General features: G+C 35.1%; 8 protein-coding genes. 3 read left to right on the top strand and 5 right to left on the bottom strand.

The features are described 5' to 3' along the window. Positions 1 to 76: 76 nt before the first annotated feature. From DFR66_RS10280 to DFR66_RS10300, 5 genes are all read right to left on the bottom strand, one after another. Positions 77 to 1882, bottom strand: coding sequence for a glycoside hydrolase family 13 protein (locus DFR66_RS10280; protein WP_242008667.1), 1806 nt, complete (start codon positions 1880 to 1882; stop codon positions 77 to 79). 270 nt (positions 1883 to 2152) lie between these two features. Beyond that, positions 2153 to 4456 carry a glycoside hydrolase family 65 protein gene (locus DFR66_RS10285; RefSeq protein WP_114754761.1) on the bottom strand — a complete coding sequence of 768 codons (2304 nt, stop codon included), beginning with the start codon at positions 4454 to 4456 and terminating at the stop codon, positions 2153 to 2155. Positions 4457 to 4519: 63 nt separating this feature from the next. Then, a complete protein-coding gene (gene pgmB, locus DFR66_RS10290; RefSeq protein WP_114754762.1) occupies positions 4520 to 5176 on the bottom strand; it encodes a beta-phosphoglucomutase in 657 nt (218 codons plus the stop codon). Further along, entirely contained in the window at positions 5169 to 6689 is a 1521-nt protein-coding gene (locus tag DFR66_RS10295; protein WP_114754763.1) for an MFS transporter, read from the bottom strand. The genes pgmB and DFR66_RS10295 overlap by 8 nt, the downstream gene beginning before the upstream one ends. A 189-nt stretch (positions 6690 to 6878) precedes the next feature. Beyond that, positions 6879 to 7901, bottom strand: coding sequence for a LacI family DNA-binding transcriptional regulator (locus DFR66_RS10300; protein ID WP_114754764.1), 1023 nt, complete (start codon positions 7899 to 7901; stop codon positions 6879 to 6881). 236 nt (positions 7902 to 8137) lie between these two features. Here DFR66_RS10300 and DFR66_RS10305 point away from each other — a divergent pair, with 236 nt between their 5' ends. From DFR66_RS10305 to DFR66_RS10315, 3 genes are read left to right on the top strand one after another with little or no spacing between them, the layout of a single operon-like run. Next, positions 8138 to 11089 (top strand): SusC/RagA family TonB-linked outer membrane protein, encoded by a 2952-nt coding sequence (locus DFR66_RS10305; protein WP_114754765.1) that lies wholly within the window; start codon positions 8138 to 8140, stop codon positions 11087 to 11089. A 16-nt stretch (positions 11090 to 11105) separates the two neighbouring features. Beyond that, positions 11106 to 12698: a RagB/SusD family nutrient uptake outer membrane protein gene (locus DFR66_RS10310; protein WP_114754766.1), complete on the top strand. Its 1593-nt coding sequence runs from the start codon at positions 11106 to 11108 to the stop codon at positions 12696 to 12698. A gap of 21 nt (positions 12699 to 12719) precedes the next feature. Further along, the gene (locus tag DFR66_RS10315) at positions 12720 to 13790 is read left to right on the top strand and encodes a SusE domain-containing protein (RefSeq protein ID WP_114754767.1); all 1071 of its coding nucleotides are present in this window, start codon (positions 12720 to 12722) and stop codon (positions 13788 to 13790) included. The last annotated feature ends 57 nt before the right edge of the window (positions 13791 to 13847 follow it).

Below are 13847 nucleotides of genomic sequence, written 5' to 3' on the forward strand. Positions count from 1 at the left end.
TCATATAAGTTGAAATAATAGCGATACATTTTCTGTCAAGTGCTTTTGTTTTATGCTTTTTCTGATAGAATGTTAATTACTTCAACTCTAAAATCAAAACCGACTTAGGTTCTATTATAATTTCGTTGGTAACATCAAATGTAAGTTCAGAAATTAGATCTTTTCCTGATGTAAAGTTTTTGATGTTTTCTTTAAAACGATCAGTTTTTACCGTTTTGGTTTCGTTACTGTTGTTCATTATAACCATTACTGTTTCGGCTGCATTGTATCTAAAATACACGTAAACATTATTTTCTGGAATGTAATGTATCATTTTTCCAGTATGAATGGCTGGTTTTGTTTTCCTCCAATTGAATAATTTAGATGTAAAATCAAAATACTCACTTTGACCCGGAGTTCTTCCCTCTTTGACAAAAGCATTGTTCTCGTCACCTTCCCATCCACCAGGGAAATCATGCCTAATATCAGCATCTCCTTTATTTTTATCACCGGCCATACCTATTTCGCTACCGTAATACAATTGCGGAATTCCACGAACGGTTGCTATTAGAGTCATGGCCATTTTGTATTTTCTGATGTCGTTAGTGTACGTTTGATTGATGCGATTGGTGTCGTGATTTTCGACAAAAATCAACATATTATTGATGTTTGGATACAGGAAATCATTGGTAAAATTGTCATATATTTTTACCATTCCTTTATCCCAAGTTCCATCGTCTTCATTGAAAACTTTGGTTGTCGCCTCATATAAAGTGAAATCCATTACACTAGGCAAATACGAGTTGTAGTTTTGGATTTCAGCTATTTTACTATCTTTTTGCCAATACGCCATTTGCGCCTGACTTTGCATCCAAACTTCCCCAACAATATTAAAATTTGGGTATTCATCAGTAATGGATTTTGTCCATTCTGCGATGCCTTGTGGGTCGGAATAATTATAAGTGTCGACTCTGAAACCATCTAAATCAGCGTATTCAATCCACCAAATGGCGTTTTGAATCAGGTATTTTAAAGTCAAAGGATTTCTCAAATTTAAATCGGGCATTGAGGGAACAAACCAGCCGTCAATAGCTATTTTTTTGTCAATTTCAGAGGCGTTGGTGTCATGGATAACCGTTCTTTTATGATTGGTTTGCGTGTAGGTATCAAATTGATTGATCCAATCTTTTGTAGGTAAATCTTTCATCATCCAATGTTCAATTCCCCAATGATTCGTAACATAATCCATCACCAGTTTCATGTCTCGCTTGTGCATTTCAGCAGCGAGTCTAACATAATCGGCATTGGTTCCGTAACGAGGATCTATTTTATACACATCAGATTGCCCGTAAGTGTGGTACGAAAATTTAGCATCGTTGTCTTCACATAGAGGCGTGCTCCAAATGGTTGTTGCACCCAATGACGAAATGTAATCTAAGTTTTTTATAATTCCTTCAATATCGCCACCGTGTCTTCCGCCAGGTAATTCTCTATTGTATTTTTCTTGGGTCGTATTTTCACTATCGTTGTTGCTGTTTCCATTAGCAAAGCGGTCTGGCATCAATAAATACATCATATCAGAAGAATCGAAACTTTTGCGTTGAGCTGAGTTTTGTCTTCTTTGGCGCAATGAATATTTTTGCAAAAGGGTTTCTTTATTTTTACTTTTGAAAGTAAACACAAAATCAGAGGACTCCACTTTTTTGGTATCAATGGTTACAAAAATGTAGTTGGGGTTTTCCGTTCTTTTAACATTAATTATTTTTATACCATTAGAAACCGTGACCTGGTATTGAGAAATGTCTTTGCCATAAAACAGAATTTTCAGCTCTGGATTTTGCATTCCAGCATACCAAAACGGAGGTTCCATTTTATCGATTTGAGCGTGTAAGGTTACAGACATAAAAAAAAGGAATAAGGTTATTTTTTTTAAAAAGTTCCTATTCTGGAAAGGTAAAGAAATAATTTTATTCATGGTGAAATACGTTGATTACATTAAATTTTTAACGAGATTGACAAATAATAGATCGGTTTTGTCAGGGAATTATTAGTTGATGTAATTAGAATTATGAATCAGCTACATAAAAACAATCCCAATGTGAATTGGGATTATTGGTTAGCTTGCTAAGGCTTGAGTCAAATGATAGAATAAACTACAAGTTCTAACAAATGGTTATACAGTAATTAAATTTCCAGGAGTTATTACAACTGATTTTCCGTTTACAACGATTGTCAATTCTTTGTCGCCAACAATAGAGAAGGAAGTTTCTTTATGATTAATCGCTACTTTTAAAATTTGGTTTCTGAAATTGATTTTAAACGAATAACCTTCCCATTCTTTTGGAATTTTTGGAGAAAAATGAAGTGTATCTTCTTTAATTCTCATTCCACCAAAACCTTCTACGATACTCATCCATGTGCCCGCCATTGAGGTAATATGACAGCCTTCTTCCACTTCTTTGTTGTAATCATCTAGGTCTAAGCGTGAAGTTCTTAAATAGAACGTGTACGCCATATCCATTTTGTCCAGTAAAGCGGCTTGAATAGAGTGTACACAAGGCGAAAGTGAACTTTCATGAACCGTAAAGGATTCGTAAAATTCAAAGTTGTTTTTTAGTTCTTCTTTCGAAAAATGATCTTCGAAGAAATAGAAACATTGCAAAACATCGGCTTGTTTGATGTATGGTGAACGTAAAATTCTGTCCCAAGACCATTTTTGATTGATAGGTCTTTGGCTTTTGTCTAAATCAGCTACGCGAACTAATTCCTTGTCTAAGAAGCCATCCTGTTGCAAGTAGACATTATGCTCTTCCGAAAAAGGGAAATACATATTATCTGAAACTTTTTTCCAAGATTGTAATTCTGCGTCTGTGATTTTTACTTTTTCCGTAATTCGTTTGTGATCTACAGGGTATTCCAGAGACACTTTTTTAATTTGTTCGAAAGTGTATTCTAGACACCACTTTGCAATATAATTAGTGTAGAAATTATTGTTTACGTTATTTTCATATTCGTTTGGACCTGTAACACCAAGAATTACATACTGGTTTAAATTCGTCGAAAAGTTGGCTCTTTGGTGCCAAAAACGTGCAATCCCAATAAGTACTTCCAATCCTTTTTCAGGAATATAGCTATAATCGCCTGTGTATCTGTAAAAGTTATAAATGGCAAAAGCAATGGCTCCGTTTCTATGAATTTCTTCAAAGGTAATTTCCCATTCGTTATGACATTCTTCACCGTTCATGGTCACCATTGGGTACAAAGCGGCACCGTTTGTAAATCCTAATTTTGCTGCGTTTTCAATGGCTTTGTCCAATTGATTGTAGCGGTAGGTCAACAGATTACGAGCTACTTCTTGGTCTTTGGTCGCCATGTAAAACGGAATGCAATACGCTTCAGTGTCCCAATAGGTAGAACCTCCGTATTTTTCTCCAGTGAAACCTTTAGGCCCAATATTTAAGCGCGAATCTTTACCAAGATAGGTTTGGTTCAATTGAAAAATATTGAAACGAATTCCTTGTTGTGCTTTTACATCGCCATCAATAGTAATATCTGACATTTCCCAAATTTTTGCCCAAGCATCAATCTGGTCCTGTAACATTTGGTTATAGCCTAATGCTAAAGCGGATTGAATCACTTTTTCGGCAGCAGTTACTGTGTTTTCATGATTTAAGGAAACGGTGTATCCGCCAATTTTCTGGATGGATGATTTTTGGCCTTGAGCCACAATTACATCATAGCTAAACTGAATTTTATCAGTAGTAGCTTCAATATTAGATGGAGAAATTCCTGTTTTGTCACCATTTGTCAAAATGGTGTTTTGCATGAAAGTGGTTGCTTTGAAATGAGTTTTGAAGGTTTGAGCCGTAACAAAAGCCTCATTTCCTGATTTTTTTACGTCAAGCGGTTCCCAGAATTTCTCTTCCCAGTTCGCATCTTCATTGGTTACACCAGCATCAATATACGGTTTGTAAACAATTTTAGAATCTTTGTTTAAAGGTGTGATTTGATAATTGATAACCCCAACTTCATCTAGAACGATAGAAAGAAAACGACGAATACTAACTGCGATTTCAGTTCCGTTTTTCAATGTAGCTTCAAAAGAACGGTGGTACCAACCTTCTTTCATATTTAGCTCACGGCGAAAGTTTTTGATACTGCTGCAAGTATTTAAATCGAATTTTTCGCCATTGATTTCAATGTCAATCCCAATCCAGTTAGGTGCATTCAATACTTTAGCAAAATATTCTGGATATCCGTTTTTCCACCAGCCCACTTTTGTCTTATCGGGGTAATAGATTCCGGCAATGTAACTTCCTTGAAAGGTTTCTCCTGTGTAGCTTTCTTCAAAATTAGCACGTTGTCCCATAGCACCGTTACCAATACTAAACAAACTTTCGGATGATTTTACACGTTCGGCATCAAATCCTTCTTCTATGATAGACCAATTGTCTGGTTTTATGTAATCTTGATTCATTTTATTTTTTGTTTAAAGTTTAAGGTTTCAAGTTGTCTCAAAACTTTAAAAATACATTTCGTTTTATTTTATCAAATTTGCAATGAATGATGTTTCTATCTCCGTAAAGTCTTTAAAGATATATTTCGCTTCATGCAAAGTAGTTGCATCTCCAATTCCTACACTAATCATATTTGCAATATTAGCCGCTTGAACACCCGCTACTGAATCTTCAAAAACGATCGAGTTTTCTGGAGAGATGTTTAACAATTTTGCAGCCATCAAGAAAACTTCAGGATCTGGTTTGGCATTGGTCACATCATTACCATCAACAACAGCATCAAAATAGGGAAGTAGTCCTGTTTTTTCTAAGATAGGTCTGGCGTTTTTACTGGCAGAACCTAATGCGATAGGTTGTTTGTTTTCTTTTAAAAATTTTAAAATAGGAAAAACTCCTGGAAGAATTTCGCTTTCATCCATGTCAACTAGATAGGTTAAGTAGTCTTCATTTTTTTGAACTAACCATCGGTCTTTGTCTTCTTGCGAAGCGGTTACTTTTCCTAACTCTAATATAATATCAAGAGAGCGCACTCGACTTACTCCTTTTAATAATTCATTGTGTTCGTGTGTAAATTCGATATGTAACTCATTTGCGATTTTTTGCCACGCTAAATAATGGTATTTAGCCGTGTCAACGATCACTCCGTCTAGATCGAATATAAATGCTTTTGTATTATTCATGAATTTCAATTTTTGTTCTGTTGTTTACTCTAAGGGTAAGTAAACCGGCAAATATCATCGATACTCCGCCAATTAATAATGCGTAAATAGGTTCGTTTTGAAAAAATTGTTTTACAATAAAACCTAAGATTGTAGCAGCAACAATTTGAGGAATAACTACAAAAAAGTTAAAAACTCCCATGTAATAACCCATTTTTGCGGCTGGCAAAGCCCCTGACAACATTGCGTAAGGCATTGATAAAATACTTGCCCAAGCAATACCTACTCCTAACATTGGGATTAATAATAAATATTTGTCTCCAATAAAATAAATAGAAAGTAATCCTACACCACCAAAGCACAAAGCCAATAAATGTGTGTATCGAACGCCTACTTTTTTTGCAATTACAGGTAGTAAAAAAGCAACTGCAGCGGCTACTCCATTATATACAGTAAAAAGTACGGATACCCAGTCAGCAGCATCATTGTACACTTTTGAAGTTGTATCTGTTGTCCCAAAAATATGCTGCGTTACGGCTTGTGTTGTGTAAATCCACATTGAGAAAAGTGCAAACCATGAAAAGAATTGAACCCAAGCCAGTTTTTTCATAGTGTTGGGCATGTTCAATAAATCGGTCATGATGATTGTGAAACCATTTTTTATTTGGACAACTCTAAGTCTGGCGGAAACCATGAATAAAATTCCTATCATAATTAATCCAACAAATAAAATGTATAGCTCTTTAGTAAGTTCGTTTTCGTAAATAAGAAAAGAAATGACGCTTCCTAACAAAGACATTATAAGTCCTAAATTAAATTGTCTTTTGATATTTGCTTTAGCCTCCAACTCAGTCTCAATTGGAGCTACTTCTTTAGTGTCTTTGTCTTTTTGTTCAAAAGCCTCTAATTCTGCAGGAGTATATTCTGTAGATTTAAAAACTGTCCATAATACAGCTAGCAGAAAGACAACTCCACCAATGTAGAAGGACCATTTTACAGAATCTGGTATAATTCCTTCAGTTGCGGTATTGCTTACGCCAAAAACGTTTGTAAAAATATAAGGAAGTAATGAACCAACTACGGCACCCAATCCAATGAAAAAACTTTGCATCGCAAAACCTAAAGTACGCTGCTTTTCGGGTAAATTATCCCCAACAAAGGCACGGAAAGGTTCCATTGAAATATTGATTGAGGCATCCATCATCCACAATGTTCCTGCGGCAATCCATAACGAAGGGGAATTGGGCATTATAAACAAGGCTATTGATGATAAAATGGCGCCTATCAGAAAATAAGGTCTGCGTCGGCCTAATCTTGTCCAAGTTCTATCACTAAAGTAACCAATTATGGGTTGGATAACTAAACCTGTTACAGGAGCAGCAATCCATAAGATAGGGATTTCATCAACCTTAGCACCTAATGTTTCAAAAATCCTTGAAGTGTTTGCGTTTTGCAGTGCAAAACCAAATTGTATTCCCAAGAAACCGAAACTCATGTTCCAAATTTGCCAGAAACTTAATTCACGCTTTTCCATTATCGTAATTTAAAAATTAATACGATAAGCGCTATGCTTATCAAAACTTGTCTTATTTTCGAAGTAAAAGTGAAAGCTTTGAAGTGGTAAATATAAAAATATATTTCAAACTTTTGTTTTTCAGAAAGAAATAAAAGGAAACATTTTTAACTACAAGGTTGTAGTAATGAATAAACTAACAAATAAAAACTAATTAGTGGATTCTCTTTCTATCAAATGCGTTTCAATTACTTCCGTTTTGTAATTCTCATCCTCTTCATCTTCTTCGGATTCCAGTCTTTCAATTAGCATTTTTGCAGCTTTATTTCCCATTTTTATTCCACTCTGACTTACGGTAGTAATAGTAGGTGTAGAATATTTGGAAATAATACCATCTGTAAAGGCAATAACGGCTAGGTCTTTAGGAACATTGAGCCCTATTTTATTAGCAGTTTTGATTATGGTTACGGCAAAAAGTTCATTTACAGCAAAAACGGCATCAATAGCTTTGTCTTCTAATAATTTTCCAATAGTGATTTCGCAAGTGTCTATATCTTCAATTTTGATGATTAGTTTTTCATTAAAGGGGATTCCGTTATCAAGAAGTGCTTTTGTGTATCCATCTGTTCTCAGTTTTCCTACACTAACATAATCAACAGTGGTAACAAGTGCAATCTTTTTTCGTCCTTTATCAATCAAACTTTGAACAGCTTCATATGCGGCAGATTTGTCGTCTATAATTACTTTATCACAAAGGATCTCATTAGTAACCCTGTCAAACATTACAACAGGCATTCCTTGATTGATGACTTCGGTGATGTGGTGAAAATCTCCTCTAAATTGGGTTTCTTTAGAAAGTGACATGATGAAACCGTCGATGCTTCCATTAGCGAGCATTTCCATATTAAGGACCTCTTTGTCAAATGAATCGTCTGATAGGCAGATGATAACGCTATATCCATTTTCGTTTGCAACCTGTTCGATTCCATTAATGACTGTTGAAAAGAAGTGGTGTACTATTTCAGGAATAATAATTCCAATTGTTTTAGTTTTTCTGTTTTTTAAACTAAGTGCAATATTGTTTGGCTTGTAGTGGTAAAATTTAGCAAATGCCTGCACTTTTAATCTAGTTTCTTCACCTATTTCCAGGCTATTTCTCAATGACTTTGAAACGGTAGAAATGGATACATCTAATTCTTTTGCAATCTGTTTGAGCGTTATTTTCCTTTTCATGTTGAAAATGTGGTAAAAGTATTAATTCTTACTAAAGATAAAATTAAATTTTATAAATGGTAATTAATCAGGTTAAAATTTACATTAATCAGAAAGTTTTCAACACTATTACGTTTTCGTAAGTCAAATAAAAAGTGGTGTTGTCGGGCGTGATAAAATTTACATAAATTTAACATTCGAAGTAATAGTTAAGGTTGAAAACTCAAAAAAAAATTAAATTAATTTAAACAAAAAGTATGAAAACAATTTATAAAAAGTTGTTGATTTTAGTACTGCTACTCCCTTTTAGTATTCTAGCTCAGAATACTGTTGGCGGAACTGTTCTTGATAAAGTCTCAGGACAGCCAATTCCTGGGGTAAATGTAAATTTGCAAGGTGCGGCTAATGGTGTTTCTACTGATTTTGATGGTAAATATCAGTTATCTAATGTTAAGAAAGGCGATAAAATCGTTTTTTCTTATATCGGATATAAAAATACTGTTGTGGATTATGTTGCCCAAAAATCAATAAACGTTTCTTTAGAAGAAGATGCTAATCAACTAAAAGAAGTTGTAATCCAAGTGGGTTACGGTACTGTTAAGAAAAAAGATGCTACAGGATCTGTAACAGTTCTGACAACTAAAGATTTTAATAAAGGACCTGTAGTTTCTGCGGATCAGATGATTCAGGGTAAAGTTGCTGGTTTGCAAATTATTAATGGTGGAGGATCTCCAGGTGAAGGTGCTACAATTAGAATCAGAAGTGGATCTTCTTTGTCTGCAAATAACGATCCTTTATATGTAATTGATGGTATTCCAGTTGCTGCAGGTGGAATTACGGGTGGTAGAAACCCATTGTCAACAATCAATCAAAACAATATCGAATCTATTTCGGTATTAAAGGACGCTTCGGCAACTGCTATTTACGGTTCTCGTGCTTCTAACGGGGTAATTATCATTACTACTAAAAGAGGAAAAGCGGGTGAAATAAAGGTGAATTATAATGGAAATTTCCAAGTTTCAGAAATAGTGAACAAAGTAGATGCTTTGAATAGTACACAATTTAGAGATTTTGTAAATGCAAACGGAACAGCTGCTCAAATAGCTTTACTGGGTGATGCAGATACAGATTGGCAAAATGAAATTTTCAGAACAGCAATAGGTACAGACCACAATATCGCATTGAGCGGTGGGGTTGATAATGTTGTGTACAGAGCTTCTGTAGGATATGCTAATTTAAATGGTATCCTAAAAAGAGACAATATGGAAAGATCAACTTTAGGTGTAAATGTCACAGGAAATTTCTTGGATAACCACCTAAAAATTGAATTAAACAACAACACGTCTTTGATTAAAAATAATTACAGTAATCGTGGGGCTATAGGCGCTGCAATTAGCTATGATCCTACTCAAAGAATTACTAGAGATTCTGACGGAAATTATTACCAATGGTATAATTTAAATAACGGAAAGGAAGAATTGAATCAATTGGCAGGTAGAAATCCGTTATCATTAATCGAACAACAAAACAACTACGGAACTTCATACAGAAGCATTGGAAATATTCAAACCGAATATAAAATGCACTTTTTGCCGGAATTGAAAGCAGTTGCTAATTTAGGTTACGATCAGTTGAGCGGAAGGTCTTATGGTAATACAGATGCTAAATATCTAAATGGAACACCTGGTTCAGGATTCAATAATACGTACGAAAATACTAGTACCAGAAATAACAAATTGATGGATTTGTACTTGAACTATAATAAAAAAGTAGAGTCAATTAACACACAAATCGATTTGACTGGTGGATATTCTTACCAAGATTTCAGAGATAATGGGAATGGATCATCTTACAATTTTGAGAACAATGTAACTGTGGCAGGAGTTCCAGTTCCATCAAGAGTGAATTTACAATCTTTTTTCGCAAGAACAAATATCTCTATCGCTGACAAGTATTTATTGACATTGTCTTACAGACGTGATGGGACTTCAAGATTTACTGAAGAAAATCGTTGGGCAAATTTCCCAGCAGTTGCTTTAGCATGGAAATTGAACGAAGAAGACTTTCTGAAAGATATTGAAAGTATTTCTACTTTAAAACTTCGTGGTGGTTGGGGTATTACAGGACAGCAAGATATTGGTGTTAGCTATCCATCTATTCCATTGTATTTAATATCTAATAGTACTGCACAATATCAATTTGGTAATACTTTTACTAATACATACAGACCACAACCTTACAATAGTAATTTGAAGTGGGAAGAGACTACAACGATGAATTTAGGTCTTGATTATGGATTTTTAAACAACAGAATTAATGGTAGTATCGATTTATACAAAAGAGATACAGAAGATTTATTACTGTACACACAAAATCCATCATTCTTTGGATTCTCAAATTATGACAATTACAACATTGGAACTATAGAAAATAAAGGTATTGAATTGGCTGCTGAGGTAGTGCCAGTTAAAACAGATAATTTCGAATGGACATTAGGAGGTAATGTAACGTTTCAAGATTCAAAAATCACCAAGTTAACGACTACACTTGACAATACACCTGGAATAAATGTAGGAGGTTATGCAGGTGCAACGGGGAATACAATCCAGAATCACCAAGTAGGATTTTCTCCGAGTTCATTTTTTGTATATGAACAAGGATACGGTGTTGACGGAAAACCAATAGATGGTGTTTTTATCGACCGAAATAAAGATGGAATTGTAAACGAGCAAGATAAATACCGTTTTCACAAACCAGCTGCTGATGTTTTTTACGGTTTTAATACAAGTGTAACCTACAAAAACTTTGATATGGCTATGAACTGGAGAGGTTCTTGGGGTAACTATAACTACAATAATGTCGATTCTAACAATGGTTCTTACCAAAATATATTGTTAAGAGAGACTGATTTGTCAAATGGTGTAGCTAATGTATTAGAAACTAATTTTGCTTCGCAAGATTCGAAAAGATACGAATCAGATTACTACATTCAAGATGCCTCATTTGTGAGATTAGATAATGTAAGTATCGGTTATACTTTTAATCAAAAACAAAACTCTAATTCATTAATTAAATTGACATTAGCTGCTCAAAATGTTTTATTAATAACAGATTATAGCGGAATAGATCCTGAAATTTCAGGAGGTATTGATAATAATTTATACCCAAGACCAATTACTTTTACGTTAGGTTTAAACGTTAATTTCTAATACAAATAACAAGAAAATGAAAAAGACACAAATAAAATTATTGGGTATTTCATTGTTACTGTTGGTGATGTTATTCCCATCGTGTACAGATGATTTAGACCAAGCTCCAGAAAGTGAGAATGCCATTCCAGGAGAACAATTTTTTACCGATGCGGCTTCTTATAAACAAAATTTAGCCAAATTATATGCGGGTTTTGCTACCTCAGGACAATCGGGACCTTCAGGATCTCCTGATATCTCTGGAATTGATGAAGGGGAAAGCCAATATATTAGAGGACTTTGGTTAATGCAAGAATTAACTACTGATGAAGCAGTTATTGCCTGGAATGACGGAACAATTAAAGATTTTCATTCTCAAACATGGACATCATTAGACCGTTTTATTGCAGCTACATTTGCACGTTTCTCTTTTCAAATAGTAAACTGTAATGAGTTTTTAAGACAAACTACAGATGAAAAGTTAACAGCTAGAGGTGTTGATGCGGCTTTAAAAGCTGAAATTGCAACATACAGAGCTGAAGCTCGTTTCTTGAGAGCGATGACATACTGGCATTTAATAGACACTTTTGGTGGAGGTTCTTTGGTAACAGAAAATTCGCCAAGTACATTCTTTTACCCAGAGTACGCTTCAAGAGCTGAATTGTTCAAATTTGTTGATGAAGAGTTAACAGCAATTACTGCTCTATTGAAAGCTCCAAAAACGAATGAAGCATTTCGTGTAGATCAGGCAGCTGCTTGGATGTTGCAAGCTAAATTGTACATGAACGCAAAGGTATATGTAGGAACTGATAAATATGCTGATGCAATTGGTTTGATTAATAAAGTGATTGCTTCTCCTTATGAATTGCATACTAATTATAACCAATTGTTTTTTGCTGACAATGATAAAAATGGAGCGCAAAACGAATTCATTTTTGCTATTGCTTTTGATGGTCTTCGTACACAAACGTACGGTGGAACTACCTTCTTAACGCACGCGCCAGTAGGCGGAAGTATGAAAGCTTCTGAGTTTGGTATCAACGGTGGATGGGCAGGAATCAGAACTACGGCAGCTTTTGTTGATAAGTTCAGTGCAAACACAACGGATACACGTGGACAATTTTACAAAGATGGTCAAAGTAAAGAAATAAAAAACATAGGTACTTTTACAGATGGATATGCGGTTCAGAAATTTAGAAACGTAACCGTAGCTGGAGCACCAGGTTCAGATAAAGCAGGGAATTTCTCGGATTCTGATTATCCAATCTTTCGTTTGGCAGATGCTTACTTAATGTACGCTGAATGTGCCGTAAGAGGAGCGGGTGGTAATGTTGCAACAGCTGTAGGGTATGTTAATGCATTACGTACAAGAGCAAAAGGAGCGACAGTAACTACAGGAGACCTAAACTTAGATTTCATACTTGACGAAAGAGCAAGAGAATTGCATTGGGAAGGACAAAGAAGAACGGATTTGATTCGTTTTGGTAAATTTACTGGAGGTAGTTATTTGTGGCCTTGGAAAGGCGGAGTTGCTGGTGGATCACCAACACAATCTTTCAGAGATTTATTCCCTATTCCAGCATTAGCTTTAGCTTCAAATAGTAAATTACAACAAAATCCAGGATACTAATAATTAAAAAAATCGATAAAAATGAAAAATATAACTAGATCAATAATTGCTTTATTTGCAGTAGTTGCCTTGTCTTGCAGCGTAGAAGATGTTCAGGACAGACCCGTAATCGAAGGTGTTGATGCGCCTGTAATTACTGCTCCAACAGCTGGTGCGGCATATGTTTTAAAACCAGAAAACGCAACTGCACAAGCGGAACGTTTTACATGGAAATCTGCTAACTACGGCGGTGATGTTCAAATCACTTATGCAGTTGAAGTTGATAAAAAAGGAAATGCATTTAAGACTCCACAAGCTATTGGATCTGTAATTGCTGGAAATCAAGTTTCAGTTACTGTAGAAGCGATGAATAATGCTGCATTAGCACTTAAATTAACACCTTTTGCTCCTGCTGAATTAGAAGTTAGAGTAAAATCTACTGCAGGTGCAATGGCGCCAATGCTTTCTAACGTAGTAGGAATCGTTGTTACTCCTTACACAACTGAAAACCCTAAATTATGGGTTCCTGGTGGTTACGCGAAGGCTTCTGGATATCCTAATGATTGGGATCCTGCTACATCGCCACAACTTTCTGCTTCAGGATTTGGTAAAGTAGATTTTGAAGGGTACATTAATTTTAATGATGCTAACGCAGAATATAAATTCACAAGTTTCCCAGAGTGGAAAGGGGAATATGCTGCGGGAGCAACTCCAGGGACATTGGCGCTTACAGGAGATAATCTTAAAATTCCTGCTGCTGGGTATTATAAAATGGAAGTAGATACTGAAAAATTAACTTACAAAGCGACTAAAATGGTTTGGGGAATTGTAGGTAATGGTACACCAGGCGGTTGGGACTTAGATACGCCAATGACTTATGATAAAGTTACTAAAAAATGGACTATAACTGTAACTTTAACAACTCAATCTGCTCCAGATAACGGAATGAAATTTAGAGCTAATAACAATTGGGATTATAATTTTGGTGACACCGGTGCAAACGGTAGTTTGGAAAGCGGTGGAACAAATATAAGTACAACTGCGGGAATTTATTTAATCACTTTAGATCTAAGTAATCCAAGAGCATACACTTACACTATGGTTAAACAATAATATTTTTTTAATTTGAAAGGGCTATCTTATGAATAGCCCTTTTTTTATAAAACCAAA

This window comes from Flavobacterium glaciei (assembly GCF_003350545.1).
GTDB classification, from domain to species: Bacteria; Bacteroidota; Bacteroidia; order Flavobacteriales; family Flavobacteriaceae; genus Flavobacterium; species Flavobacterium glaciei.

What these genes read in the sequence shown, in the direction of transcription:
- DFR66_RS10280 (WP_242008667.1), bottom strand. Translation starts at nt 1,882, where the DNA reads ATGTCTGTAACCTTACACGCTCAAATCGATAAAATGGAACCTCCGTTT.
- DFR66_RS10285 (WP_114754761.1), bottom strand. Translation starts at nt 4,456, where the DNA reads ATGAATCAAGATTACATAAAACCAGACAATTGGTCTATCATAGAAGAA.
- pgmB (WP_114754762.1), bottom strand. Translation starts at nt 5,176, where the DNA reads ATGAATAATACAAAAGCATTTATATTCGATCTAGACGGAGTGATCGTT.
- DFR66_RS10295 (WP_114754763.1), bottom strand. Translation starts at nt 6,689, where the DNA reads ATGGAAAAGCGTGAATTAAGTTTCTGGCAAATTTGGAACATGAGTTTC.
- DFR66_RS10300 (WP_114754764.1), bottom strand. Translation starts at nt 7,901, where the DNA reads ATGAAAAGGAAAATAACGCTCAAACAGATTGCAAAAGAATTAGATGTA.
- DFR66_RS10305 (WP_114754765.1), top strand. Translation starts at nt 8,138, where the DNA reads ATGAAAACAATTTATAAAAAGTTGTTGATTTTAGTACTGCTACTCCCT.
- DFR66_RS10310 (WP_114754766.1), top strand. Translation starts at nt 11,106, where the DNA reads ATGAAAAAGACACAAATAAAATTATTGGGTATTTCATTGTTACTGTTG.
- DFR66_RS10315 (WP_114754767.1), top strand. Translation starts at nt 12,720, where the DNA reads ATGAAAAATATAACTAGATCAATAATTGCTTTATTTGCAGTAGTTGCC.